We start from the raw sequence: 26,432 nt of genomic DNA on the forward strand, positions 1-26,432 counted from the left end.
CGCGGTCCGGAAGGGCGTGCGTCAGCGGCTGCGGACGAGCAGCACCACGTCCGAGCCGCCGCCATCTCGCGGATCGACATGAAGCGCATAGCGGCTGCCGCCCGGATGACCGCCCGACAGGCGTTCGCCGACGGCATCGGCATGGCGTTCGGAAGCGTAACCGCCTGCCTTGGCGCGGGTGAAAACCCAGTCGATCAGCCGTGCGGAGTCGAGGTCGCTCCAAAATCGAACGACTCGCACGTCGCAGGCGGCGTTCGAGAGTCCTGCCGCCTCGACCACACGCGCGCCGGGGGCAAGCGGCACGGCGTTCGGCAGGCGCGTCGACCAGCCGTGCGAATAGGTGAGTTGGGCCGCGCACTGGCCTGCGAACGGTGTCGCCAGCGCGGCAAGGGTCGTCGCCTCGCGCGCGGTCGCGCATTCGGCGCAATCGCCGGAGGGCGCGGGTGCGGAGTCGAGCTTTTCCCGCGCGATCGATTCGGCGGTGCTGCCGCGCGCGGCGACGTCGGGCGCGGGGATCGGCGCGGCATAGGGTGCCGGCGCCGGGCGGATCGCATTGCTGTCGGCCCGCGACACCAGCGCCGGATCGGTCATGATCGGATCCGCGAGCGCGGCGGCGACGGCCGGGTCGCTCGTATCGGCGGCAAGTTCCGCTTCCAGCGCGGCGAGCGGATCGTCGGCGGGCGCTTCGCCGCAACCGGCAAGCAGCAGGGGGAGGGCAAAAAGAGCACGCATGTCGGGGCGCTTATGCCGCGCGGGCCGTTAAGAAAGCGTCTCGGTCCCCCTTATCGCCGCTGCGGTGTCTTGGTCTATTGCCACACCGCGCCTGCTGCCCCATGTTGGGGGCATGAACATCATCTCGATCCTGATCGGCATCGTCTCGCTGCCGCTGCTCCTCATCGGCTTCATGCCGTTCCTCGGCTGGTCGCTCTGGCTGCTGTTGCTGTTGCCCGTCGTCGGTGCCGCCGTCGGCGCGCTGTCGAGCAGCAACACCGGGCGCAACTTCAACCTGGTCCTGCTGGTGATCGGCGCGCTGCGCCTGATGCTGGGCGGCGGAATTTTCTGACGCGCAAAAATGAGGCCCGGTATCTTGCGATACCGGACCCCATCTCTCCCTTTCGCACACTCGAAAGCGTGAAAAGCCTTAGCGGCAGGTGACCTGGCCGCGATCGACGGCGTTGCCGAGAACCGCGCCGACACCTGCACCCAGCAAGGTGCCGAGCGTTGCCGAACGACCGTTCGACAGCACGTTACCAAGCACGCCGCCGCCGATGCCGCCGACGATCAGGCCGGTCGTGCCGTCCGAACGGCGGCAATAATAACGCCCGTTGCTGCCCGCATAGATGCGGTCGTTCCGGCCCAGACGGCGGGTCTGGTAATAGCGGCCGTCGCGATAGTATCGGTCGGCATAATAGGTGCGCTGACCCGGCTCAAAACGGTTGTAGTCATAGTTGCGATAGCGCCGCCAATCGCGGCTGTCCTGGCGAAGGTCGCGGCGTGCGTCGCGAACTTCGCGGTTATATTCGCGGCGGGCATCGCGCACGTCGCGCCGACTGTCGGCCTGACGCAAATCGCGGCGATAGTCGCGCTGGGCGTCACGCACTTCCCGATTATATTCGCGCACGTCGCGATTGCTCTGTGCGTCGGCCGGGGTGGCCATCACGGGGATCGAAACCGCGGCGATCATGGCGGCAAGAATAGGGGTACGCATCGAAAACTACTCCATCCGATTGCAGTGCGGGGAAAACGGCTCGCAAGGGGATGGGGTTGCGTGAACCGAAAACTACCTCGCGTTCACGAGCGCGATAGGTTCTGGATGGCTTTCCGAGGATGAGCCATCCAACCCGTTTGTTTCGAGCCCTTCGACTGCCCGCAGGGCGGGCGCTCAGGATAAACTTTCGCCTTTGGCGGAAGTCGAGAAAACGCTCACGCGCGCCTGGCTCACGTTTCTCGACTTCGCTCGAAACGAACGGGTGTGGGGTCAAGGGGCAGTCTAGATACGATGCCCAAGCGGATAGGCGAACAGCAGGTCGGCGTCGTCACTGGCAGTCAGTCGGGCGCTGTCCGTTATCGTCAGGCAATCGCCCGCCTTAAAGGCGACATCGCCCAGCGTGCCCGATCCGGTTACCGGCACCAGCCATCCGGTCGTCCCGTCGGGCATGTCGATCCGGCGCTCTCCGGCCGACCAGCGTTCGACCGTGAATTTCGGTCCTTCGACCAGCAGGATGCGACCCTTCGACACCTCCCCCGGAGCCGGTGGCGCGACGAACGGTCGTGCGTCCGATACCGCGACCCCGTCGTCCAGATGCAGCTCGCGCGGGCGACCATAATCGTACAGGCGATAGGTGGTTTCGCTGTTCTGCTGAATCTCGATCAGCGTGATCCCCGCGCCGATCGCGTGGACCGTGCCCGATGCGGCGTAGAAAAAGTCGCCGGCGTTCACCGGTTTCCAGTCGAGCAGTTGCTCGATCGATCCGTCGAGCGCGGCGGCACGCAGCGTGTCGGCGTCCACCGTCTCGTGCGTGCCGATCGCGATGGTCGAACCGGGTTCGGCGTCGAGCACCAGCCAGCATTCGTCCTTGCCCCGCGGCAATCCGCGCGCGTGCGCCTGATCGTCGTCGGGGTGGACCTGAACGGACAGTTTTTCGCTGGTGAACAGATATTTGACCAGCAGGTCGGGCGTTTCGTCGCCGGGCGTTTTGTACCAGACCTCACCGATCGGCTCGCCGTCCGCAGGCGGATCGGCGAAGCCCGGCCACAGGTCGTGCCGACCCCAGGGCTTTTCGACGCGGTGGGTTTCTAAAAGCGTGACGGTCATGCTTGCTCCGTTAGCCAGGGATCGCGTCGGTTCCAACGCTTCGCACCGAGCGGTGCTCCATCCGCTATCGACCGAAATCCGCAAGCGCGAAAATACATTGTTAGGAATGCCGCGCCTGGTCTAATAGCCAATCCCATGCGTATCCCGACCCCCCGTTCGCTCGCGCTCGCGATTTCCGGCGCCGTTCTGCTTTCGGCCTGTGCCGGCACCAACAATGCCCGCACCGACACGCCCTATGTCGCGCGCGACGTGGGGACGCTCTATTCGGCGGCCAAGGACCGGCTCGACCGACGCCAGTACAAGCTGGCCGCGGCCTTGTTCGACGAGGTGGAGCGCCAGCATCCCTATTCCGTCTGGGCGCGCCGCGCGATGCTGATGGGCGCGTTCAGCCATTATATGGACCGCGAATATACCAATTCGATCCAGTCGTCGCAGCGCTTCCTGTCGATCCATCCGGGCAACCGCGACGCGCCTTATGCCTATTATCTGATCGCGCTCAGCTATTACGAGCAGGTCAGCGATGTGACCCGCGATCAGAAGATCACCCAGCAAGCGCTTGCAGCGCTTGGCGAATTGACACGGCGTTACCCCAATACACGCTATGCTGCGGACGCGCGGTTGAAGATCGATCTGGTCAACGACCATCTGGCGGGCAAGGAAATGGAAGTCGGGCGCTTCTACGCAGTGCGCGGCCAGTGGCTGGCGGCATCGATGCGCTTCCGCACGGTGATCGACCAGTATCAGACGACGACCCACGCGCCCGAAGCGCTGATGCGCCTGACCGAAGCCTATCTGGCGCTGGGCGTGCCCGAGGAAGCCAAGAAATCGGCAGCGGTGCTGGGGCGCAACTATCCCGATACCGAATGGTATGAGCGCGCGTTTCAGCTGATGCAGCGCCACGCGCCGAACACCGAAGTCGCGGCGGCGGCCACGGGTAGCTGACCCCTTTTCGACAAGGCGATAATCCATCGTGCTGACTGCGCTCTCGATCCGCGACGTGGTGCTGATCGAGGCGCTCGACCTCGATTTCGCGCACGGTCTGGGCGTGCTTACCGGAGAGACCGGCGCCGGCAAATCGATCCTGCTCGACGCGCTGGGCCTGACGCTCGGGATGCGCGGCGATGCGTCGCTGGTGCGCCACGGCGCGGCCCAGGCGGTGGTGACCGCCAGTTTCGAGCTGCCGTCGATGCCGCCTGCGCTGGCCGAACGGCTGGGCGAACAGGGGATCGACGTCGAACCCGGCGAGCCGCTGATGATCCGGCGGCTGGTCAAGGCCGATGGCGGCAGCCGCGCGTTCGTCAACGATCAGCCCGCGTCGGTGGGATTGCTCCGCGAACTCAGTGGCTTCCTCGTGGAAATTCACGGACAGCATGACGATCGCGGACTGCTCAATTCGCGTGGGCATCGTGCCTTGCTCGACAGTTTCGGCGGCATCGACACCGGGGGGCTGGCGCGCTTGCACCGGGCATGGCGTGACGCACAGGACGCGCTGGCTGTGGCGCTGGAGCAACGCGACGCGGCGGAGCGCGACCGCGAATGGCTGGAACATGCCGTCGCCGAACTCCGCGCGCTGGCCCCCGATGCGGGCGAGGAAGAGGCGTTGGCCGAACGCCGTGCGTCGATGCAGCGCGGCGAAAAGATCGCGGGCGATCTTCAGACGATATCCGACCTGCTCGACGGATCGGACGGCGGACTGGCGCGTCTGCGTCAAGGCGCACGCGTGCTCGACCGGGTGGCGGAGGACCACCCTGCGCTGGCCGAGGCGCTGGCGGCGATCGACCGCGCGATCATCGAAGCGAGCATGGCCGAGGACAAGCTGGCCGAGGCCGCCGATGCGCTGGCGTTCGACCCCGCCGCGCTGGAAGCGGACGAAACGCGGCTGTTCGCGCTTAGGGCTGCCGCGCGCAAGCACCGGGTCCAGCCCGACGATCTCGCCGCGCTGGCCGCCGATCTGGACGCGAAGCTGGCGCTGATCGAGGGGGGCGAGGCCGCGGTTGCACGGTTGCAGGCGGCGGTGAGCGCCGCCGAGACGGCGTATCGATCCGAGGCCGAGGCGATTACCGCCTGGCGCGTCGCGGCCGCCGAGCGGCTGGACGTGGCGGTCGCGACCGAACTTGCGCCGCTGAAACTGGATGCGGCGCGCTTCAAAACGTCGGTGGAGCCGCTGGCACCCGATCAATGGTCGTCGCACGGGGCGGATCGCGTCGAATTTCTTGTCTCCACCAACCCCGGCGCGCCGTTCGCGCCGCTCATCAAGATCGCGTCCGGCGGCGAACTTTCGCGCTTCATCCTCGCGCTAAAGGTCGCGCTGGCGGAGGAAGGCGGTGCGGCGACGCTGATCTTCGACGAAATCGACCGCGGCGTCGGCGGCGCGGTGGCGAGCGCGATCGGCGAGCGCCTGTCGCGGCTGGCGGGCAAGTCGCAGGTGCTGGTGGTGACTCACAGTCCGCAGGTCGCGGCGCGGGGCGCGCGTCATCTGCTGATCGCCAAAAGCCACGAAGGAACCGTAACCCGCACCGGCGTCACCCCTTTGGGCGAGGCCGCAAGGCGCGAGGAAATCGCGCGGATGCTGTCGGGCGCGACGGTGACCGACGAGGCAAGGGCGCAGGCGGATCGGTTGTTGGAGGCGGTCTGACCAACAACATCCGTTCGTTTCGAGCGACGTCGAGAAACGCTGATAGGTGCTTGAAGCACGTTTCTCGACTTCACTCGAAACGAACGGTGTGGGGTGACAGAAATTCGTCACCCCACCCCGTAGGTTACTTGGCGGCAGCCGCCCCGCGTGCGGGCACGGTCCAGCTATAAATCATCGAACTGCCGACCATCTTCGATTCTTCCGGTTCCCAGTCGCCCATGCGGAAGGCGTGGCTGACGATGCGGGTGCCGGGCTTCAGTTCGGCAAGCAATTTGGGCCGTAGCTTCTCGTTCAGCGAATCGAGCAGATACAGCGTGATGACGCTGGCGTCCGAAAAGTCGCTGGCGAACAGATCGGCCTGGCGGAACTCGACCTTGCCGGTCACGCCCTGCGCGCGGGCATTGTCGTTGGCTTCCTGAATGCGCTGCGGGTCGATGTCGATGCCGACGGCTTTGTTCAGGTTCGCGCGCTTCACCGCGGCGATCGGGATGCGGCCGTCGCCCGAGCCGAGGTCATAGAGCACGTCGCCGTCCTTAACGTCGGCCATTTCCAGCATCGCCTCGACGACTTCGGGCGGGGTCGGGACGTAGATCACGTCGGGACGCCGCGATTCGGCTTGCTGGGTGGCGGTCGTCGCCTGTTCGGCGGTCGCGCCGTTCGACAGCGCGGGCGCGCTGGTGCAGGCCGCGAGCGTCAGGATCGCGGCGGTCATCATCGTTTTCACAGGGTCATCTCCTCTGGGTCGTCGTCATTGGGGGTCATGAACATCAGGATCGCGCCGCCGACCACCAGCACGGCGACGCCCGCAAAGGCGCCCCAGCCGGTATAGGTGACGCTCGACCACAAGAGATAAGCGGTCGTCGCGCAGAAGATTGCTGGCGTGATCGGGTAGAGCGGCACGCGGAACGGTCGGGGCCGGTCGGGCTCCTTCGCGCGCAGCACGAACAGCGACAGGCCGGTCAGCAGCAGGAACAGCCAGAATACCGGCGCGGTATAATCGACCGCGAGCTGAAACCCGTTGCGGGCGAACGCGCCCGCCAGCACCAGCAGCAATGCGATCAGCCCTTGCGCGATCATCGCATTGCCCGGCGTATCGCGCTTCACGTCCCATTTGCCGAGCCAGGAGAGCAGGCTGAACCGGCGTCCGAGCGCACAGGTCGTTCGCGCGCCGGTCAGCGCCGTGGCGTTGGCGGAAGTCAGCGCCGCGACCGCGATGATGAGGCTGACTATCGCTGCCCCCGCATCGCCCATCGCGGCGTTCATCACGCCTGCCGCGACCGCGTCGGTTTCCGCCATGCCGCCGATCCCCAGCACCCGAAGGAAGGCCATGTTGGCGAGCAGATAGAGGACCGTCACGATCAGCAGCCCGCCGACCATCACCGGCGCGATCCGGCGCGGCGCGTTCTTCATTTCGGCGGAGACATAGACCGCCTCGTTCCAGCCGCCATAGGTCAGGAGGACGAAGATCATCATCATGCCCACCGCGCTTTCGCCGGTCACCGGTCGCGGCGCGGCGCCTTCGGGTGCGAGCAACAGTCCGGCGACGATCACCACGATCAGTCCGACGACCTCGGCGATAGTCAGCCATTTCTGAGCCGCTGCCCCCTGCCGCACGCCCAGCCAGTTGAGCGCGCTGACCCCGATGACGGCAATCGCCGCCCACAGCACCGGCGGGCCGGATGCAGGCAAAATCGCCACCATGTAATCGGCGAAGACATAGGCCAGCAACGCCAGACTTCCCGTCTGGATCACCGCCAGTCGCGCCCAGGCGTAGAAGAACGCCGTGCGCTGGCCATAGGCGCGGCCCAGGAAATGATAATCGCCGCCCATATTGGGATAGGCCGATGCCAGCTCGGCATAGCAGAGCGCGCCGATGATCGAGAGCAAACCGCCAAGTGCCCAAACGGCGAGCAGTAGCGTCTCGTCACCGCCAGCCGCGCCTGCGACCAGTGCTGGCGTGCGGAAAATGCCAGCGCCGATGACGATGCCGACGGTAATCGCCAGCACGTCGGCAATGCCCAGCGTCTGGCGTGGACGCCCGAATTCTGCTGGCGAGGAAAGCGGTTTGGCGGAAGAGAGCGACGCGCTGCTGTCGGTCACGAAAGGGCCGGCATGGTACGAAAACTCCCCGAGGCGAAGACGCATGAACAGCGCCGCGAACGAATAAACAGCCTAAGCCGGGCAGGGTTCCTTCGTAAAGCTGAACGATCGCGGCCCGATCGCGACAAGTGGCGACACTAAAGCGCGGTTGCCGGCACAGGTCTGCGACAGGAGGGCACCATCTTCGAACGCGTCGGGAACGTATCCGGCGACCAGTTTCGAAGGAGGAAGTGTCATGAAAAAGATCACCATGCTCGTTGCAGGCCTTGGCATTGCCGCCACCGCTTTGCCGGCGACCGCCAGCGCCCAGACCGCGCGCAGCGTCATCAACAATCACGCTCGCGCCGATAACCAGATCAACCAGGGCATCCGCCAGGGTCGGATCGACCGTCAGGAAGCTCGCGCGCTGCAACAGCAGTCGAACCAGATCCGCCAGTTGCGCGTGCGCTACGAACGCAGCCGTCCGGGCCTGACGCGACAGGAACTGCGCGATCTGGACCAGCGGATCACGCGGCTGAGCTACAATATCCGCGTGGCGATGCAGGACAACCGGCGTCCCGGCTATCGCCGCTGAGCGACAGCGGATTCAAGTCCCCAGCGATGGCCCCGTCGGGAAACCGGCGGGGCTTTTCTTGCGTCCATCCCCGTTCGTTTCGAGCGAAGTCGAGAAACGCGAACCAAGCGATGCATAGCGTTTCTCGACTTCGCTCGAAACGAACGGGGTGATGGTCGCTTGACCGAGCGGCGATCAGCGCGCCTTGCCGCTGTCCGCCCATTTTTCGAGGATGGTGGATTGCGGGAGCGTGTCGGGCGCCGTCGCGGTTTCACGGTGGGCGGGTTGAATCTGGGCCAGGTCGGTGACCGGCGCCGATACCGACGCGGGCAGCGTCACCGGTTCCGCGACGATCGGCGCGCGGCCCGCCAGCGTATCGGCGACATCGGCCGCCACATCGCGACGCCCCAGCGGACCGGGCAACGGTTCCCCGCCCATATAGCTGGCGGTGAACGCGCGCGGCGTGCCCCAATATCCCTTCCAACGGTGGAAGAAGTGCGCGCCGTAAACCCCCGTCATCACCAGACTTTTGTTCCAGTAAGGCGTGACCGCATAGGTGTGGTAGTGCGTCGCCATGCCTACGGGTGCGAACACCCGGCCCGACAGCGCGAGGTCGGCGGCGCGGCGGGCTCGGTTCCATCCGGTGGCGGAAGGCTTGCGCGCCATCGCGCCGTCGCAAGCATAGCTGAACTGGCAGCCCTTGCGGTCCGACCCCTGATAGATGACGCCGCAAACCGTGTTCGGAAAGGTCGGGTGGCGGACGCGGTTGAGGATCACCTGCGCGACCGCCGCCTGTCCGTCATCGGGTTCGCTTGCTGCTTCGTAATAGATGGCGGTGGTCAGGCATTCGAGCGCGCGGGCGCGGTCGAGGGCCGATCCGCGAAAGGCGAAAGGCGGGGCGGCAACCAGCGTCGGATCGGCGGTGGGGATATAATCGACGGGTTCTTCGGGAAGCGCGGCGGTTCCGGTCATGCCGGGCAGGCTGGCGCCGTAATCGACGGCGAACGTGTCCGTTGCGACGATGCGGGTTTCGCTTGCATGCGCGTCGACGGGGGTGGGCGTGCCGCGATCGAACGCTGCCTGCGCGGTGAACCCCAGCCCGATCAGTGAAGCGACAAGCGTTGCCGCCACGACGCGCAATCGCCCTGCACGCCGGTCGGTCAACCGGGTGCTGGCAGCGAACGGGGCAGGGCGGCGCGCGGACATCGCCGCTCCTCTAGCGCAGATTCATTACCCGATCTGCCCGCTTTTCCGGGGTGTCCCCGGCTGGCACGGCTTGTGGTTAACGTAACCCCTGCGAAGATCGCACCCGTCCTTACCGCGCAGGCGGGCGTGACGGCGCTATTTAAGCGTGGCGCTCTCGAGATTGAGCGATCCCGCCGGAATCACCTCGACCTGCGGATAGACCTTGCGCAGATCGTCGATGAACAGCCTGGAATTGCCGACCACGACGATGCTGGCCTTGTCGGTCGCGAGATAGCGTGCGGCGGCTGCCTGTGCCGCCTGGGGCGAGACGCCCTGCACCTGGCCGACATAGCGTTGAAGCTCGGTCAGCGGCACCCGGTCGGTGGCGTAATCGGCGATGACGCTGGCGATGCCCGAGGTGGTTTCCACCGATCGTCCGAAGCCGCCGATCAGCACCGCCTTGCGTGTGTCGAGTTCGGCTGCGGGCGCGGGTTCGCTGGCCAGTCGGTCGATTTCGGCGCGGACCAGCGCGACGACCTCGGCGGCGGATTCGTTCTTGGTCTGGGTGCGGGCGGTCACCGGCCCCGCCATCCGGCGACCGTCGATGCTGCTGCCCGCGCCATAAGCCAGCCCGCGCTTGATGCGGATTTCCTGGTTGAGCCGCGACGAGAACCCGACGCCCAGCACCGCATTGGCGACCGAAGTGGCATAGAAATCGGGCGAACGCCGCTCCAGCCCGCCGCGCCCGATCACCACGCCCGCCTGTCCCGCTTCGGGCAGATCGACGACGATCACGCGCGGCGCGGGGAGCGCGGCGGCAGTGGGCGCAGGCGCGGCGGTGCCGCTGCCCCTCCAGTCGGCGAACAGTCGCTCGGCCTCCGCACGCGCCCGGTCGGGCGTGATGTCGCCGACCAGCACCAGCGTCGCCGGTTCCGGCCGCCAGCTGGCCCGATAGGCGCTGGTCAGGTCGTCGCGCGTCACCGCCTTCAGCGACGCTTCGGTGGTGACGCCGCCATAGGGCGTGGTGCCGAACACCGCGCGGCTGGCGACCATGCCCGCAAGCGCCGCGGGATCCTTCATCTGGACGTTGATGCCGTCGATCGACTGGGCGCGTGCGCGGTCGAGTTCCTCCTGCGCGAAGGCAGGGTTGCGCGCGACATCGGCGAGCAGGTCCATCGCCGGCGACAGCTGGTCCGATTTGACCGACAGCGAGATCGCCGCCGAATCGGCGCCCGCGCCGCTGTCGATCGACCCGCCGAGCGTTTCGATCGCGGCGGCGATCTGGGTGGCGGAGCGCGTCGTGGTGCCCTTGGTCAGCAGGGTCGCCACCATCGACGCCAGCCCGGCCCTGCCCTGCGGATCGAGCGCCGCGCCGCCATCGGCCAGCAACGTCGCGCTGACGATCGGAACGTCGCTCTTCTGCACGGTGATGACGCGCATGCCGTTGGCGAGCTTCACCTCGACCGGGGTCGGGATGACGGCGGCGACCGGCGCACCCGGTTCGGGCGGCAGGATGCGGGCGTCGCCGGTGGCGCGTTCGTGGATCACGATGTTCGGTGGCGTTTCCAGTTTCCGCGCGACCACGGTTGCGGGCACCGCGATGGTGCCGGCGGGCGCATCGGCGGGTTTCGATTCGATCGGCAGATAATGGATCACCGCGCTGCGTTCGTCGCGCAGCCATTCGCGCGCGACCCGCTGGATATCGGCAGCGGTCACGGCTTGCAGCGCCGCCAGTTCGCGGTCGGCGGCGCGCGGGTTGCGATCGACGATCACCCCGTTGGCGACGGCGAACGCCTTGCCCGCGGCGGTTTCGCGCTCGCCAAGCGCGGCGGTGACGATCTCGTTCTTCGCCTCGGCCAGTTCGGCCGCGGTGACGGGCGTGTCGCGGAACCGGGCGAGTTCGCGGCGCAGTCCGGCTTCGCCCGCCTCCGCCGTCTGTCCGCCCGACAGGATGGCGTAGAGCGCGAGCGTTCCCGGCCCCTGCGGCGCGGAGAAAAAGGTGCTCGCCTGAACCGCAGTCCGGTCGCGATAGACCAGGCTTTGATAGAGCCGCGAATTGTCGCCGCGCGACAGGATCGCCTCCATCAGTTTGAGCGCCGCCACATCGCGGTGGCCGGAGGATGGCCCCTGATAGCTGAGCAGCACCGCGGGCAGCGGCGTGTTGGGCTCATAGACGGTGTAGCGCGTCGCGGCGGTGCGGACGGGCTCGGTCACATCGACGCGTGGAATCGGTCGGTTCGGGCGCGAAATCTTGCTGAAATACTGGTCGACCCAGCGGTCGAGCTGCGCGGGATCGAAATTGCCCGCGACCACCAGCACCGCATTGTCGGGCCGGTAATAGGTGGCGTGGAAGGCGCGGATATCCTCGATCGTCGCGGCGTCCAGATCCTCGATGCTGCCGATGCCGGGGCGGGCATAGGGATGGTTGGTATAGGACACCATCGGGAGATAGAGGTAGAACAGCTTGCCGTAAGGCTGGGCGAGGACGCGGCTGCGCAACTCCTCCTTCACCACCTCGCGCTCGGACGCGAACACTTTTGGATCGATCACCAGCGATCCCATCCGGTCGGCTTCTGCGAACAGGATGCGCTCCAGATGGTTGGCGGGGACGACCTGGAAATAATTGGTGTAGTCGTCGGCGTTGGACGCATTGTTGAACCCGCCGACATCCTCGGTCAGCCGGTCCATCTGTTCGTCGACCAGATTCCGGGTCGATTTGAACATCAGATGTTCGAACATATGCGAAAAGCCCGAACGGCCGTCGGGATCGGCCTTCGACCCGACATCGTACCAGACATGCACCGCGACATTGGCGGTGTTGGTGTCGCGGATGGCATAGACTTTGAGGCCGTTGGGCAGGGTGCGTTCGGTGAACGCGATCGGCTGGACCTGAGCGGACGGGGCGGGGGGCGTGGTCTGCGCGTTGGCGGGCAGGGTGAGGAGCGATGCCCCGAGCAGTAGGGCGGTCCAGCCTAGGCGCATGTTCGATTTCCCCCGAAGCAAAACAGCGCGCTGGTCGCGCGCGCGTTGATGGGCGGGAACCTGCGCGATTTCGGGGGCGATCGCAAGGGTGTGTTAGGGGAGGGTTACGCCCCTTTCATCCGTTTGTTTCGAGCGAAGTCGAGAAACGCTGATCGTGCGCCCAGCCCATATTTCTCGACTTCGCTCGAAACGAACGGGAGAGTGGGGTTGAAGGGGGGCGCTCAGTCCCTCTTGCGCCGCTGGGCGAACAACACTGCCGCCGCCAGTGCCGCCGAGCCCAGCCCCGCCGCGACGCCGATCTTTGCGAGCGGTATCTTGCCTTTGGCTGCGGGCTCGGGCGCCGTGGCGCGTTCGCGCGCTTCCTTCGCATCCTTCGCGGCGGCGAGAATTTCGTTCGTCTCTGGCTGGTCGTCGGTGTTGCTCAACATACTCTCCGTGGATCGTCAGACGCTTGGCGTCATTTGTTAACGTAGTTCGTGCGAAACCCGTTTGCGAAATCGGTCAGCCGCCCTTCGTCAATGGCGGCGCGAAGGTCGGCCATCAACGCCTGATAGAACCAGATATTATGCTCGGTCATCAGCATCGCGCCCAAAATCTCCCCCGACCGGACGAGATGATGGAGATAGGCGCGGCTCCAGGTTCCGCATACCGGGCAGGCGCAGCTCGGGTCGAGCGGCCCTGTATCCTCTGCGAACCGGGCGTTGCGGATATTGATCGGGCCGCGGCGGGTGAACGCCTGGCCCGTGCGACCCGAGCGGGTGGGAAGGACGCAGTCGAACATATCGATCCCGCGTTCGACTGCGCCGACGATATCGTCGGGCTTGCCGACGCCCATCAGGTAGCGCGGTTTGGCCGGATCTAGCTGGCCGGGGGCATAATCGAGCACGCCGAACATCGCCTCCTGCCCTTCGCCGACCGCGAGGCCGCCGACCGCATAGCCGTCGAAACCAATGTCGAGCAGCGCATTCGCCGAGGATTTGCGGAAGGCTTCGTCGAGCGCGCCCTGCTGGATGCCGAAGATCGCGGCGCGCGCCGCATGGTCGCCGCCGCCGTCGAACGCGGCGCGGCTGCGTTTCGCCCAGCGCATCGATCGCTCCATTGCCGCGGCCTGGACGTCGCGAGTCGAGGTGGTCGGGACCAGTTCGTCGAAGGACATGATGATGTCGCTGTCGAGCAGGCGCTGGATTTCGATCGAGCGTTCGGGGCTGAGCAAATGCCGCGTGCCGTCGAGATGCGATTTGAAGCTGACGCCTTCTTCCGACCGTTTGGTGAGGTCGGCAAGGCTCATCACCTGATAGCCGCCGCTGTCGGTCAGGATCGGGCGATCCCACCCCATGAAGCCGTGCAGGCCCCCCAACCGCGCGACCCGCTCCGCACCGGGGCGCAGCATCAGATGATAGGTGTTGCCGAGGAGGATGTCGGCGCCCGACGCACGAACATCGGCGGGCTTAATCGCCTTCACGGTCGCGGCGGTGCCGACCGGCATGAAGGCGGGGGTGCGGATATCGCCGCGCTGCATCGCGATGGTGCCGGTGCGTGCCTTGCCGTCGGTGGCATGGATGGTGAAATCGAAACGGGGAGTCATGCGCGGGGGCTTTGCCTTTCGGGGCGGGGCTTGTCGATGGGGTGGGGTGTCAGCAACCCCGACCTCCCATGTGCTCCTGCTTTCGCAGAAGCACATAGGATGGTTTGTGCGCGTGTCAGCACGCCCCATCCGCGCACGGCGGGCCGTCGCCAATCTCCAACTGGAGCGTTGAATGGCCGATGCCGAAATCATGATCGAGCATCTGTGCGGTGTCGCGCAGGAACTCGTCGCCCGGATGAGCGCCCGGCACCACCAGATGCGCGGTCAGCGCAACCTCGGTGGTGCTGGTCGGCCAGATGTGGAGATGGTGGATGCGCGCAACGCCGGGACGCGCTGCGAGTGCGGCCTCGACCTCGGCGGCGTCGATCCGGTCCGGTACCGCGTGCAGCGCCATCGTCACCGACTGCGCAAGCAGTCCCCAGGTGCCAATCAGGATCACCGCGACGATGACCAGACTGACGATCGGATCGATCCATGCCGAACCGGTGAACAGGATCAGCGCGCCGGCGATCACGACCCCCGCCGACACCGCCGCGTCCGCCGCCATGTGGAGATAGGCGCCGCGAATGTTGATGTCGTGCTGGCGGCCGGAGAAGAACAGCAAAGCAGTCGCCAAATTGATAACGATGCCGATGCCCGCGACGATCATCACCGCCGTCCCCTCGACCGCGGGCGGATCGCCGATGCGACGCACGGCTTCCCACGCGATCGCCCCGACCGCGACCAGCAGCAGCAGCGCGTTGGCGAGTGCGGCGAGAATCGAGGAGGAGCGCAGGCCATAGGTGAAACGCTTCGACGGCGGTCGCTTGGCGAGCGTCGCGCCCGCCCAGGCGATCAGCAGGCCAAGGACATCCGACAGATTGTGGCCCGCGTCCGCCAGCAGTGCCATCGAATCGTAGAAAATACCCGCCGCGCCTTCGACAACGACGAAGGCAATGTTGAGCGTGATCCCGATCGCAAAGGCGCGCCCGAAATCCTTGGGCGCGTGGGTATGGCCGTGGCCGCCATGCGCGTGGTCGTGGTGATGATGGTGCGCGCTCACTTGCGCTGGATAGCGGGGCGGGGGGTAGGATGCCTAGGGGTTATGAACCACCTGTCCGTTCGTTCCTCGACTTCGCTCGAAACGAACGGGTAGGGGGCGAAACGAAAGGGTAAGGGTGCTCGCTACAAACTCCGTTCCGGGAGCAACAGCGACGCATCGCCATAGCTGTAGAACCGATAGCCGTCCGCAATCGCATGGGCATAGACGCGGCGCATCGTCTCCACTCCCATCAGCGCGCTGACCAGCATGAACAGAGTCGAGCGCGGCAGGTGGAAATTGGTCATCAGTCCGTCCACGCCGCGAAACCGGTATCCCGGCGTGATGAAGATCGACGTGTCGCCTTCGAACGGGCGGACGATGTCGTCCTCGCCGCTCGCGCTTTCGATCAGGCGCAGGCTGGTGGTGCCGACCGCGATCACGCGGCCACCCTTTGCCCGCGTCTGGTTCAACCGGTCGGCGGTCGCCGCGTCGATGCGGCCCCATTCGGCGTGCATCCTGTGGTCATCGGTGTCGTCGACCTTGACCGGCAGGAAGGTGCCCGCGCCGACATGCAGCGTCAGCGTGGTGTGACCGATCCCGGCGGCGTCCAGCGCGGCCATGAGTTCGGGCGTGAAATGCAGCGCTGCGGTCGGCGCGGCGACCGCGCCTTCCTCGCGTGCGAACATCGTCTGGTAATCGCTGGCGTCCTGCGCATCGGTCGGGCGGCGAGCGGCGATATAGGGGGGAAGCGGCATTCGCCCGGCGCGTTCTAGAAGCAGTTCGACCGGCTCGTCGCCGTGGAAATCGAGCGCGAGGCTGCCGTCTTCGCCGCGATCGAGCGCGGTGGCGGCCACGCCATTGCCGAAATCGATCGTCTCGCCGTCGCGCACTCGCCGGGCGTTGCGGATGAACGCGCGCCACCGGCGCGGTCCTTCGCGCTTGTGGAGTGTCGCACCGATCTTTGCCTCGCCGCGACGGCCTTCGAGTTGCGCGGGGATGACGCGGGTGTCGTTGAACACCAGCAGGTCGCCGGACCTGAGCGCCGTAGGCAAGTCGCGAACGGTGCGGTCGCTCAGCCGTTCGCCCTCGGCCAGCAGCATCCGCGCGGAGTCGCGCGGGGAAGCGGGGCGGAGGGCAATCGCCTCTGCGGGCAGTTCGAAATCGAAATCGTCGACGCGCATGGCGCTGCCCCTACGCGCTCGCGTTCCGCTTGTCGAAGGGTGTCGAGGCCAGACCCGCGCGCTGCCGGTTACGTCCCCGGCAGCGTCACTTCCTGCTCGCCCGCGGGCAGCACCGGGGCGCTGGGCGCGGGCGCGACATAGGCGGGCGGGTTGTCCGATCCGATATAGGCGCGCACGATCCGCGCCGGGTTCGCGGGCGGCTCGCCGCGCGGGATGGCGTCGACATATTGCATGCCGCTGATCACCCGCCCGAACACGGTATATTTCTTGTCGAGCGACAGCATCGGCTGGAACATGATGAAGAACTGGCTGTTCGCCGAGTTTTCCGCCGCCTTGACGACTTCTTCCGGCGCGCCGTCGGGGGCGCCCGAACGCGCGGCGGCGACCGCGCCGCGGACATGCGGCATCCAGTTGAATTCCGCCTCCACGTCGGGGAGCGTCGATTGCCCGGTGCCGTCGCCCCTGGGATCGCCGCCCTGCGCCATCGGTACGCCGGTATCGAGCACCCGATGGAACGACAGGCCGTCGTAGAATTTCTGGCGCGTCAGCGTCTTGATCCGCTCGACATGCTTGGGCGCGACATCGGGGCGCAGCGCGATGGTGACGCGCCCGCCGGTCGACAGATCGAGAATCCAGTGATTTTCGGTATCGGTGACCGCCGGAGCCGCGGGCCGGTCCTTGGCCGTAGGCTCCATGATCTGGGCGGTTGCCGGTGCGGCTGCGAATGCCGCCGCGACAGCGAGGAAATATCCGATCTTACGCATGACTATGTGCCAGAACCCCGGTGTTTGAGCGTTGGGCGGGTGCTTAGACCAAATCGGTCCTTGCGCCAAACTGAATAGGATCAGCTGCCCTTGCGACCGATCTTGTCGACCCGCGCCACCACCTCGTCGCACACGGCAGGCGTCACGAATTTGTGGATCGCGCCGCCGAACATCGCGATTTCCTTCACCAGCCGCGACGCGATCGGTTGAAGCGAGACGTCGGCCATCAGGAAAACCGTCTCGATGCGCGGATTGATCTGCTGGTTCATGCCCGCCATCTGATACTCATATTCGAAATCGGCGACCGCGCGCAGGCCCCGGACGATGACGCTGGCGCCTTCGCGCTCGGCAAAGTCCATCAGCAGCGAATCGAAGCTGACGACGTGGATTTCGCCCGCGATCCCCTCCACCTCGCGCCGGACCATCGCCATGCGTTCGTCGATATCGAACATCGGGTTCTTCGACGGATTGGTGGTCACGCCGATGACCAGTCGATCGACCAGCTTCGCGCCCCGCCGGATAATGTCCATATGGCCGAGCGTGATCGGATCGAACGTGCCGGGATAGACGCCGGTGCGGATGGTCATGTCGGCGCTCCCTTAGCGATCGCGTTCGAGGGTGTAGCGGGCGATGTCGCGGAGCAGATCGGCTTCCGAGCCATAGCCGCGCAGATGGTCGATCGCCTGGTCCACCAGCATCCGCGCCTGTTCGCGGGCACGGTCGAGGCCGAGGAGCGAGAGAAAGGTTTCCTTGCCTGCATCGCCGTCCTTGCGCAGCTTCTTGCCCGCCAGTTCCTCGTCGCCCTCGACATCGAGGATATCGTCGGCGATCTGAAAGGCGAGGCCGATGTCGCGGGCATAGCCGCGCAGGCCCGTGCGCCCCTCTACCGGCAGCTTGCCCAGGATCGCGCCCGATTCGACCGCGCAGGCGATCAGCGCGCCGGTCTTCATCGCCTGCAGACGGGTGACGGTCGCCAGGTCGAAGCTGGCCTTTTCGGCCTCCAAATCCATCATCTGGCCCCCGCCCATGCCCGACGGGCCGGACGAGCGCGCCAGACAGGACACCAGCTCGATCCGAACGAACGGGTCGGGATGCGTCGCCTCGTCGCTCAGGATTTCGAACGCCAGCGCGTGGAGGCAGTCACCGGCCAGGATCGCGGTCGCTTCATCGAACGCGCGGTGAACGGTCGGTTTGCCGCGACGCATGTCGTCGTCGTCCATCGCGGGCAGGTCGTCATGCACCAGGCTATAGACGTGTATGCATTCGAGCGCGGCGGCGACGCGCAATGTCGCCGCGCGATCGACGTTGAAAATCTGTGCGGTGGCATGGACCAGCAAGGGCCGCAGCCGCTTGCCGCCGCCGATCGCGGCATGGCGCATCGCCTGATAGAGTTTGGCGCGCGGATCGTCGGGGACGGCCAGCAACAGATCGAACTGGCGGTCCATATCGGCCGCGATCTGGTTGAGCGCCGATTGCAGCGCGATCGATGCCCCCGCCATCGCGGTCAGTTCGCGGCGAAGCTGGTGGTGCCGACGGCCTTGCCGCCCGCATCGGTACGGATCGCCTCGATCCGGGCCTGCGCGGCGTCCAGCCGGGCGGCGCACTGGCGGCGCAACGCATCGCCCCGTTCGTACAGGTCGATCGCCTGTTGCAGCGGCGCGTCGCCGCTTTCCAGCCGGGCGACGATCGTCTCCAGCTCCTTCAACGCGTCCTCGAAGCTGAGTTCGGCGATTCCGGTTTCTTCGGTCATGAATGTCGCTATGCGGCAGGGTGGGGCGGTTATGCAACCCGGACCAGGGACCGCGCATTGGGAAGATCAATCCAGCGATCAGGAGCGTTTTTCATGTTCACCAGCATCAACCCCGCGACCGGAGCGGCAGGCGAAACCCACGCCATCCACGACGATGCCGAAGTCGAACGCCGCGTGGCGCTGGCGGCGGAGACGTTTCGGACATGGCGCGGTTCCCCGCTGGACGAACGGACCAAGCTGTTGTCGGCGATCGCCGACAGTTTCGAGGCGAACAAGCGGCGGCTGGCGGAAGTCGCGACCCGCGAAATGGGCAAGACGCTGAAATCGGCCATTGCCGAGGTCGAAAAATGCATCGCGGGCTTTCGCTACTATGCCGACAATGGCCCGTCGCTGCTCGAGCCAGTGGCGGTTGAGGGCGCGCCGGGCGATGCCAAGGCGATCTGGTTGCCGACCGGGGCTGTGCTGGCGATCATGCCGTGGAATTTCCCGTACTGGCAAGTGGTGCGTTTCCTTGCGCCCACGATCATGGCGGGCAATGTCGGGCTGCTCAAACACGCATCGCTGACGCAGGGCTGCGCGGCGCTGATCGAGGAAGTGGTCACGCAGGCCGGAGCGCCGGACGGCTTGTTCCAGAATCTGGCGATCAAATCGGACAAGGTGGAAGGCCTCATCGCCGACAAGCGCATCGTCGCCGCGACGCTGACCGGCAGCGAAGGCGCAGGCGCCAAGGTCGCCGAGGCGGCGGGCAGGCATCTGAAAAAGGTCGTGCTCGAACTCGGCGGATCGGACCCGTTCATCGTCATGCCGTCCGCCGATATCGACGAAGCGGCAAAAGTCGCGGTCAAGGCGCGCATCCAGAATGCCGGGCAATCGTGCATCTGCGCCAAGCGGATGATCGTTCACACGCAGGTATACGATGCCTTTGCCGACAAATTCGCGGCGGCGATGGACGCGGTGACGATCGGCGACCCGATGACCGAGGTCGATATGGGGCCGCTGTCGAGCGAGGAACAGCGCGATACCGTGCTGGAGCAGTTGGCGCGCGCCAAGGCGGCGGGTGCGACGCTGCGCGGCGGAGAGAAGATCGACCGCGCGGGCGCGTGGATGAAGCCCGGCATCCTGACCGACGTTCCGCGCGGGCAGGACATCGCGCAAGAGGAGTTGTTCGGTCCCGTCGCGATGCTGTTCCGCGCCGAGGACATCGACGATGCGATCGCGCTCGCGAACGACATTCCTTACGGCCTCGGGTCGAGCGTGTGGACCAGTGACGCCCAAGAGCGCGAACGCTTCGAACGAGAGGTGGAGGCCGGGATGACCGCGATCAACCAGATGCTCGCATCCTCACCCGAAGCCCCGTTCGGCGGAGTGAAACTGTCGGGGCATGGCCGCGAACTGGGACCGTGGGGGCTGCACGAGTTCATGAACCTGAAGGCGGTAATGGCCTGAAAATTCCTGCCCCCCGGGGGAGGGGGACCATCCGCAGGATGGTGGAGGGGGTGCCACAGGCATTGCCCTGCGTGGCAAGCCCCCTCCGTCAGCACTTCGTGCTGCCACCTCCCCCGATGGGGGAGGAGTTTATGCGCCCATTACCTCGGCGACCAGATCCTTGCGGCTCAGCTTCCCGATCATCGTCTTGGGCATGGTGAGGCGCACCACGACCTCATCGACCTTCTCATGCTTGCCGAGCTGCGGATTGAGCCATGATTTCAGCTCGTCGCCGCTCACTTCCTGGCTTTCGTTCAGCGTGACATAGGCGCGGGGGACTTCGCCGCGATAGGTGTCGGGGATGCCGATCACCAGCGCCTCCTTGACCGCGGGGTGGCGGTAGAGGACGGCCTCGACCTGGCTGGGGAATACCTTGAACCCGGCGACTGCGATCATGTCCTTCAGCCGGTCTACGATGCGGATGAAGCCGTCCGCGTCGATCTGTCCGACATCGCCGGTGCGCAGCCAGCGCGTGCCGTCGGGATCGGTCAGGAACACCGTTTCATCGGCATCGGGGCGGTTCCAGTATCCGGCCATGATCTGTGGCCCCGACACGGTGATCTCTCCCGGTTCGCCCTGCGGCGGCGGGCGGTTCGGGTCTTCCTTGTCAACCAGTCGGATGCGCGTGGCGGCGATCGGCTGGCCGATGGTGCCGGTCTTGTTTTCCGCTTCGTAGGGGTTGCATGACACCACGCCCGAGCTTTCGGACAGGCCATAACCCTCGATCACCCGCGCGCCGGACGCCGCCTCGAACTTGGCCTTCAATTCGGCCGCAAGCGGGGCACCTCCCGAAATGCAGAATTCGAGCGACGAGAAATCGGTGGCTGCGAATTTGGGATGGTCGAGCAGCGCCTGGTACATGGTCGGCACGCCGGGCAGCGCGGTCGGCTTGGTCGCGTCGATCGCCGCCAGGACTTGTCCGGCCTCGAAGCGGGGAAGCATCACGATCTCTCCGCCGACCGCCACCGTGCGGTTGAGGACGCAGGTATTGGCGAAGACGTGGAACATCGGCAGCACGCCCAAAATCCGGTCGTGCCGCGTCGCGACCTCGGGATCGAGCTGCGCGACCTGCCGCGCATTGGCCGACAGATTCTGGTGCGTCAGCATCGCGCCCTTGGGCGTGCCGGTGGTGCCGCCGGTATATTGTATGAGCGCCAGATGGGTCATGGGATCGAGGTCGGGTGTCACGCAGCCGCCGTCATTGGCGATCAGCGCCGAAAAAGCCGTGATGCGCGGATCGTCGGGGCGAGCGGCGACTTCGCTGCGCTTGAACAGGCGATAGAGGATCGATTTGGCAGGCGGCAGCGCCCCCGCTACCGATCCGACGACCAGCCGTTCCAGTCCGCTCGCCTCCAGCACCTTGATCGCGGTCGGCAGCAAGGCGGTCGCCGACAGGGTGAACAGCAATTTCGTCCCCGAATCCGCGACCTGATCGGACAGTTCCTGAACCGTATAGAGCGGCGAGAAATTGACCACCGTCGCGCCGAGTTTCAGAATGCCGTAATAGGCGGCGAGATAATGGGGGGCGTTGGGCAGGAACAACCCGATCCGGTCGCCGGAACCGTATCCCATCGCTTTCAGCCCGCACGCGACGCGGTTGGCGCCGTCCAGCGTTTCTGCATAGCTGTATTTACGGCCCATGAAATCAATCAGCGGCGCCGATCCGCGTTTTGCGGCGCTCGTCTCGAACAGATCTACGAGCGACAGCGGCGGGAACGGACGGTCCCAGGGACCGGGATGAAGATAATGTTCGCGCCAGATCTGTGCCGGATCAGTCATTGACATAGGTGTAAGCAAGGTTGCAGCAAACGCAACCCTCTTTACGCGCCCGTCAAGTCGAAACGCTCAATGCGGCGACGTCAGCGCTGCGTCCAGGTGATGAGCAGCGAAAAGGCGGCAATGCCCAGGTCGAGCGCGGCTTCCATCTTCTTGGGGGCCACGTCGGTCACGTCGTGCGTCCGGATTTCGAGGCTGGCGGTCGGCGTCTGCCACGCGAGCGCGACGAGCAGCGCGCCGCCCGCGATCACGCCCACCTTGCGCTTGTCCAGCGACTGCATCGAATTCACTCCTTGACGGCGGATGGATACGCGAAATCGCAGGTCGCCGCAAGGAAATCAGGCCGCTTCGGCCAGCAATGTTTCGCTCCGGCGCACGCGGTCGCGGCCCGCCGCCTTGGCATCGAACAAGGCGCGATCGGCGGCGCGATAGAGCGATTTCCAGTCGCCCTCGCGCGCAATGCCCCCGCGACACACCCCGATCGACGCGGTGACGTCCAGGTCGAACGGCATTCGCGCCGCGCGCAACCGCGCAAGCAGGCCATCGGGATCGATTTCGGAGCCCGGCGGGGACAGCAGCGCGAACTCCTCGCCGCCCAACCGCGCGACCAGCCCGCCTTCGGGCGCGACCTGACGCATGACGCGCGCGAACACGCGCAGCACCTCGTCGCCGCCGTCATGGCCCAGCGTTTCGTTGACCGCCTTGAAATGGTCGATGTCGATCAGCAGCAATTGCTGCATGCCGGGGCGCCCGATCGCCTGGACCAGAAACGCGCGGCGGTTGAGCAGGCCGGTCAGCGGATCGGTATCGGCCAATCTGCGCTGCACCGCTTCCTGCGCGACCGCGAAGTCGCGTTCCTTCGACAACAGCCGGATGCGATAGGCGATCGCGACCGACGACAGCAACGCTTCGAACGCGAGCGCAAAGATCGTCGAATTGTCGATCCAGAATCGCCACGGAATGATCCCCAGGTGCTGGGAAAAGCGAAGGCCCGCCATCACCACCGGCGCTGCCCAGGCAAAGGCGAACAGCCAGATATAATTGCTCTTCACCTTCCACGCGCGCCACAGCATCGGGCCGATCACCGCCAGCACCGCGACGAAGCCCCACGCGAACAGCGTGTCGGCAACTGCGATATAGGAGTCGGGCGCGAGCAGAAAGACCAGCCCGCCTGCCGCAACCGCGACCGTCGCGACGCTGGTGAAGCGGCCCATCCAGCCGAGGAACACCTCTCGTTCGAAGAAGCTCCGCGCGAAGACGAGCGCGGAAGCCGCCGCGCCGCCCAGCAGTGCATGGTTCAGGCGTATGCGGTCGTTATTGGATATATCGGGCCAGACCCAGGCCATCGCAGCCGAGGACGTGAAGCAATAGGCCAAGAGCAGCGCCGCCATCACGCAATAGGCCAATTGGAAACGCTGGCGAAGCACCACCCAAAGCGCAAGATTATATGCGATCAGCGCGATCGCCAGTCCTGCGAACCCGGCATAGAGCGCGCCGAGAAAGAGATTGGCGCGCGCGGCATCCTCGGTCGTGGCGATCCGCGCGCCCAGCAGGATGCCGTGAAGGTTGGCCGAATCGTCGATCCGCCACACCAGCCGCGTGACCGGCGCGTCGCGCACGGGCACGTCAAACTGGAAGATCGCGCCGAGTTGAATGCGCGACGAGATCTGCCTGTCGTCGGCGCGGTGGCGCACCACCGCACCATCGGCATAGACGATGTCGAGCGTGGTCATGTTCTGGAGCAGGCTGCTGGACCGGATGCGCAGCGGCCCGTCGTCGCCCGACCGGGCGGACAGCGGTTCGGAGATCACCCAGTAGCTGCCGGGTCCAAACGTGCGTTGCGGCGATGTGCAGTCGAAACGGGCCGCCTCCGCGATCAAACGCCGCGCATCGAGCCCCGGCGCATCGGCCGGGCGGACGCAGACTTCGATCTTGTCCCCGATATGGCGGCTCTGCGCGGCAGCGGGCGCAACGAATCCGAGCGCGATCGCACTCGCGACCATCGCCAGCCACACCCCCCTGATGACGCGACCCCACATGCGGATTAAGCTAAAGTGCGGGTTGGAAATAATCGGTAAACTGCGCGCGATGAATCAAAAGAGGCCGGAAGACACGCTTCCGACCCCTCTGATTGTTTCGCGTCTTGATGTCAGGCCTTGGCCGTCACGTTCCGCTTGCCACCCTTCTTGCCGCCCTTTTTGGGCGGGGCGGGGGTGATCTCGAAGGCCAGCGCGCCGTCCTTGAGCTTCACCGTGACCTCGCCGCCGTGGAGCAATTTGCCGAACAGCAGCTCCTCGGCGAGCGGCTGCTTGACCTTTTCCTGCATCAGGCGGCCCATCGGGCGCGCGCCATAGAGCTTGTCGTAACCACGTTCGGTCAGCCACGCCTTGGCCTCGTCGTCCAGGCTGATGTGGACGCCGCGGTCGGCGAGTTGCAGCTCCAGCTGGAGGATGAATTTTTCCACCACCCGCGCCACGACTTCGGGCGGCAAATAGCCGAACGGCACGATCGCATCGAGGCGGTTGCGGAATTCAGGGGTGAAGAGCTTCTTCACCGCCTCTTCCTGAACGTCCTCGCGCGTCATCTGGCCGAAACCGATCGATTCCTTCGCCATGTCCGACGCACCGGCGTTGGTGGTCATGATGAGGATGGTGTTCCTGAAATCGACGGTCTTGCCGTGGTGATCGGTCAGTTTGCCGTTGTCCATCACCTGAAGCAGGATGTTGAACAGGTCGGGGTGTGCCTTCTCGATTTCGTCGAGCAGCAGCACGCTGTGCGGATTCTGATCGACCGCATCGGTCAGCAGGCCGCCCTGATCATAACCGACATAGCCCGGAGGCGCACCGATCAGTCGCGAGACGCTGTGGCGTTCCATATATTCGGACATGTCGAACCGCTGGAGCGGGATGCCCATGATCTCGGCCAGTTGCCGCGCAACCTCGGTCTTGCCGACGCCAGTGGGGCCGGAGAACAGATAATTGCCGATCGGCTTGTCGGGATCGCGAAGCCCCGCACGGCTGAGCTTGATCGCCGAGGACAGGACGTTGATCGCCTCGTCCTGGCCGAACACCACTCGTTTCAGGTCGGTCTGAAGATTCGCCAATGCCTTGGTATCGTCGGACGACACGGTTTTCGGCGGGATGCGCGCCATCGTCGCAATGACCTGTTCGATTTCCTTCGGCGTAATCGTCTTTTTGCGCTTCGACGGCGCGACCAGCATCTGCATCGCGCCGACCTCGTCGATCACGTCGATCGCCTTGTCGGGCAGCTTGCGGTCGTTGATGTAACGCGCCGAGAGTTCGACCGCCGATTTGATCGCATCGGGTGTGTATTTGACCGAATGATGCTCCTCGAACGCCGACCGCAGCCCGGCGAGGATCTTGATCGTGTCCTCGACCGTCGGTTCGTTGACGTCGATCTTCTGGAACCGGCGGAGCAGCGCGCGGTCCTTTTCGAAATGGTTGCGGAACTCCTTGTAGGTGGTCGATCCGATGCAGCGGATCGTGCCGCCCGACAGCGCCGGTTTCAACAGGTTCGACGCGTCCATCGCCCCGCCGCTGGTCGCGCCTGCGCCGATGACGGTGTGGATTTCGTCGATGAACAGCACCGCGTGCGGCAGCTTTTCAAGCTCGGTCACGACCTGTTTCAGCCGCTCCTCGAAATCGCCGCGATACCGCGTGCCCGCGAGCAGCGCGCCCATGTCGAGCGAATAGATGACGGCGGGTTTCAACACCTCGGGCACGTCGCCCTCGACGATTTTGCGCGCCAGCCCTTCGGCGATGGCGGTCTTGCCGACGCCGGGATCACCGACATAGAGCGGGTTGTTCTTGGAGCGACGGCAGAGAATCTGCACCGTCCGGTCGACCTCCGGCCCGCGCCCGATCAACGGATCGACCTTGCCGGCCTTGGCCTTTTCGTTGAGGTCCACGGTGAATTGCTTGAGCGCGCTTTCGCCCTTGCCCTTCGCCTCGCCCTTGGCCGGTTTTTCGTCGTCCGCGCCCTTCACCTCGCGGGTTTCGGTGGGTGTGCCGCCCTTGCCGACGCCGTGCGAGATATAGCTGACCGCATCGAGGCGGCTCATATCCTGCTGTTGCAGGAAATAGACGGCATAGCTGTCGCGCTCGCTGAACAGTGCGACCAGCACGTTCGCGCCGGTGACTTCGTCGCGGCCCGACGACTGGACGTGGAGAATCGCACGCTGGACGACGCGCTGGAACCCGCTGGTGGGGGAGGGGTCGGTCGCGGCCTCCACCTTCAGCGCGTCGAGTTCGGTGTCGAGATAATGGGCGACCGTGCTGCGCAGATCGTCGAGTTCGACCCCGCAGGCGCTCATCACCCGCGCGGCGTGCTCGTCATCGACCAGCGCGAGCAACAGATGCTCCAGTGTCGCATATTCGTGGCGGCGCGCGGATGCGGCTTCCAGCGCCTTGTGAAGCGTGGATTCGAGCGCGGAGGCAAAGCTAGGCATTGAAATACGTCTCCGTTCGGGCCGCCGGGAACGCGCGGCCCACATCCATTATGTCGGAAGTCGGTGGCCCCGCATCAAGCATGGTGGCCGTGCGCCGGATCGATATGGGCGATGTGCCCCGGTCCGGTGCGT

24 protein-coding genes are annotated in these 26,432 nt (G+C 65.7%); 5 read left to right on the top strand and 19 right to left on the bottom strand.

The annotated features are described in order from the left end of the window. Positions 1-21: 21 nt before the first annotated feature. Positions 22-732 carry a hypothetical protein gene (locus ACX0GZ_RS10340; protein WP_458816063.1) on the bottom strand — a complete coding sequence of 237 codons (711 nt, stop codon included), beginning with the start codon at positions 730-732 and terminating at the stop codon, positions 22-24. Positions 733-844: 112 nt separating this feature from the next. Between ACX0GZ_RS10340 and ACX0GZ_RS10345 the strand changes: the two genes are divergently transcribed. After that, positions 845-1,063 carry a hypothetical protein gene (locus tag ACX0GZ_RS10345; RefSeq protein WP_458816065.1) on the top strand — a complete coding sequence of 73 codons (219 nt, stop codon included), beginning with the start codon at positions 845-847 and terminating at the stop codon, positions 1,061-1,063. Positions 1,064-1,141: 78 nt separating this feature from the next. Here the strand turns inward: ACX0GZ_RS10345 and ACX0GZ_RS10350 are convergent, their stop codons facing one another. Continuing rightward, positions 1,142-1,708: a glycine zipper 2TM domain-containing protein gene (locus ACX0GZ_RS10350; RefSeq protein ID WP_458816067.1), complete on the bottom strand. Its 567-nt coding sequence runs from the start codon at positions 1,706-1,708 to the stop codon at positions 1,142-1,144. 282 nt (positions 1,709-1,990) lie between these two features. Beyond that, on the bottom strand, positions 1,991-2,815 hold the full coding sequence (locus tag ACX0GZ_RS10355; RefSeq protein WP_458816069.1) for a phosphoheptose isomerase: 825 nt from the start codon (positions 2,813-2,815) through the stop codon (positions 1,991-1,993). Positions 2,816-2,950: 135 nt separating this feature from the next. Between ACX0GZ_RS10355 and ACX0GZ_RS10360 the strand changes: the two genes are divergently transcribed. Together ACX0GZ_RS10360 and recN are read left to right on the top strand one after the other, a co-directional pair. Next, on the top strand, positions 2,951-3,757 hold the full coding sequence (locus ACX0GZ_RS10360; protein WP_458816071.1) for an outer membrane protein assembly factor BamD: 807 nt from the start codon (positions 2,951-2,953) through the stop codon (positions 3,755-3,757). 28 nt (positions 3,758-3,785) lie between these two features. After that, positions 3,786-5,450: a DNA repair protein RecN gene (recN, locus tag ACX0GZ_RS10365; RefSeq protein ID WP_458816073.1), complete on the top strand. Its 1,665-nt coding sequence runs from the start codon at positions 3,786-3,788 to the stop codon at positions 5,448-5,450. 124 nt (positions 5,451-5,574) lie between these two features. On the opposite strand, the gene ACX0GZ_RS10370 is transcribed toward recN, so the two are convergent. After that, on the bottom strand, positions 5,575-6,165 hold the full coding sequence (locus ACX0GZ_RS10370; protein WP_458816201.1) for a class I SAM-dependent methyltransferase: 591 nt from the start codon (positions 6,163-6,165) through the stop codon (positions 5,575-5,577). 5 nt (positions 6,166-6,170) lie between these two features. Beyond that, complete coding sequence (locus tag ACX0GZ_RS10375; protein ID WP_458816075.1) at positions 6,171-7,550, bottom strand: APC family permease; 1,380 nt, start codon at positions 7,548-7,550, stop codon at positions 6,171-6,173. Positions 7,551-7,785: 235 nt separating this feature from the next. Between ACX0GZ_RS10375 and ACX0GZ_RS10380 the strand changes: the two genes are divergently transcribed. After that, positions 7,786-8,124: a hypothetical protein gene (locus ACX0GZ_RS10380; RefSeq protein WP_458816077.1), complete on the top strand. Its 339-nt coding sequence runs from the start codon at positions 7,786-7,788 to the stop codon at positions 8,122-8,124. Between the two features lie 174 nt (positions 8,125-8,298). Here ACX0GZ_RS10380 and ACX0GZ_RS10385 read toward each other — a convergent pair whose 3' ends face one another. The 10 genes from ACX0GZ_RS10385 to ACX0GZ_RS10430 form a co-directional block, all read right to left on the bottom strand. After that, on the bottom strand, positions 8,299-9,309 hold the full coding sequence (locus ACX0GZ_RS10385; RefSeq protein ID WP_458816079.1) for a cell wall hydrolase: 1,011 nt from the start codon (positions 9,307-9,309) through the stop codon (positions 8,299-8,301). Positions 9,310-9,444: 135 nt separating this feature from the next. Beyond that, entirely contained in the window at positions 9,445-12,270 is a 2,826-nt protein-coding gene (locus ACX0GZ_RS10390) for a M16 family metallopeptidase (RefSeq protein ID WP_458816080.1), read from the bottom strand. A gap of 221 nt (positions 12,271-12,491) precedes the next feature. Further along, the gene (locus ACX0GZ_RS10395) at positions 12,492-12,695 is read right to left on the bottom strand and encodes a hypothetical protein (RefSeq protein WP_458816082.1); all 204 of its coding nucleotides are present in this window, start codon (positions 12,693-12,695) and stop codon (positions 12,492-12,494) included. Positions 12,696-12,727: 32 nt separating this feature from the next. After that, positions 12,728-13,855, bottom strand: a complete 1,128-nt coding sequence (tgt, locus tag ACX0GZ_RS10400) for a tRNA guanosine(34) transglycosylase Tgt (protein ID WP_458816084.1) — start codon at positions 13,853-13,855, stop codon at positions 12,728-12,730. A 115-nt stretch (positions 13,856-13,970) separates the two neighbouring features. Then, on the bottom strand, positions 13,971-14,897 hold the full coding sequence (locus tag ACX0GZ_RS10405) for a cation diffusion facilitator family transporter (RefSeq protein WP_458816086.1): 927 nt from the start codon (positions 14,895-14,897) through the stop codon (positions 13,971-13,973). A 122-nt stretch (positions 14,898-15,019) separates the two neighbouring features. Continuing rightward, positions 15,020-16,057, bottom strand: a complete 1,038-nt coding sequence (gene queA / locus ACX0GZ_RS10410) for a tRNA preQ1(34) S-adenosylmethionine ribosyltransferase-isomerase QueA (protein ID WP_458816088.1) — start codon at positions 16,055-16,057, stop codon at positions 15,020-15,022. Between the two features lie 68 nt (positions 16,058-16,125). Continuing rightward, positions 16,126-16,821 (bottom strand): peptidylprolyl isomerase, encoded by a 696-nt coding sequence (locus ACX0GZ_RS10415; RefSeq protein WP_458816090.1) that lies wholly within the window; start codon positions 16,819-16,821, stop codon positions 16,126-16,128. 80 nt (positions 16,822-16,901) lie between these two features. Then, complete coding sequence (gene coaD / locus ACX0GZ_RS10420) at positions 16,902-17,408, bottom strand: pantetheine-phosphate adenylyltransferase (RefSeq protein ID WP_458816092.1); 507 nt, start codon at positions 17,406-17,408, stop codon at positions 16,902-16,904. 12 nt (positions 17,409-17,420) lie between these two features. Further along, positions 17,421-18,320: a polyprenyl synthetase family protein gene (locus ACX0GZ_RS10425; protein WP_458816094.1), complete on the bottom strand. Its 900-nt coding sequence runs from the start codon at positions 18,318-18,320 to the stop codon at positions 17,421-17,423. A gap of 5 nt (positions 18,321-18,325) precedes the next feature. After that, positions 18,326-18,571, bottom strand: coding sequence for an exodeoxyribonuclease VII small subunit (locus tag ACX0GZ_RS10430; protein WP_458816096.1), 246 nt, complete (start codon positions 18,569-18,571; stop codon positions 18,326-18,328). Positions 18,572-18,664: 93 nt separating this feature from the next. On the opposite strand from ACX0GZ_RS10430, the gene ACX0GZ_RS10435 reads away from it, so the two are divergent. Further along, positions 18,665-20,017: an NAD-dependent succinate-semialdehyde dehydrogenase gene (locus ACX0GZ_RS10435; RefSeq protein WP_458816098.1), complete on the top strand. Its 1,353-nt coding sequence runs from the start codon at positions 18,665-18,667 to the stop codon at positions 20,015-20,017. 129 nt (positions 20,018-20,146) lie between these two features. Here the strand turns inward: ACX0GZ_RS10435 and ACX0GZ_RS10440 are convergent, their stop codons facing one another. From ACX0GZ_RS10440 to clpA, 4 genes are all read right to left on the bottom strand, one after another. After that, entirely contained in the window at positions 20,147-21,835 is a 1,689-nt protein-coding gene (locus ACX0GZ_RS10440) for an AMP-binding protein (protein WP_458816100.1), read from the bottom strand. Between the two features lie 80 nt (positions 21,836-21,915). Then, complete coding sequence (locus ACX0GZ_RS10445) at positions 21,916-22,113, bottom strand: hypothetical protein (protein ID WP_458816102.1); 198 nt, start codon at positions 22,111-22,113, stop codon at positions 21,916-21,918. Between the two features lie 57 nt (positions 22,114-22,170). Beyond that, positions 22,171-23,871: a GGDEF domain-containing protein gene (locus tag ACX0GZ_RS10450; RefSeq protein WP_458816104.1), complete on the bottom strand. Its 1,701-nt coding sequence runs from the start codon at positions 23,869-23,871 to the stop codon at positions 22,171-22,173. A gap of 110 nt (positions 23,872-23,981) precedes the next feature. After that, positions 23,982-26,300 (bottom strand): ATP-dependent Clp protease ATP-binding subunit ClpA, encoded by a 2,319-nt coding sequence (gene clpA / locus ACX0GZ_RS10455; protein ID WP_458816106.1) that lies wholly within the window; start codon positions 26,298-26,300, stop codon positions 23,982-23,984. Positions 26,301-26,432: the final 132 nt, after the last annotated feature.

It is taken from the genome of Sphingomonas aestuarii (assembly GCF_054457155.1).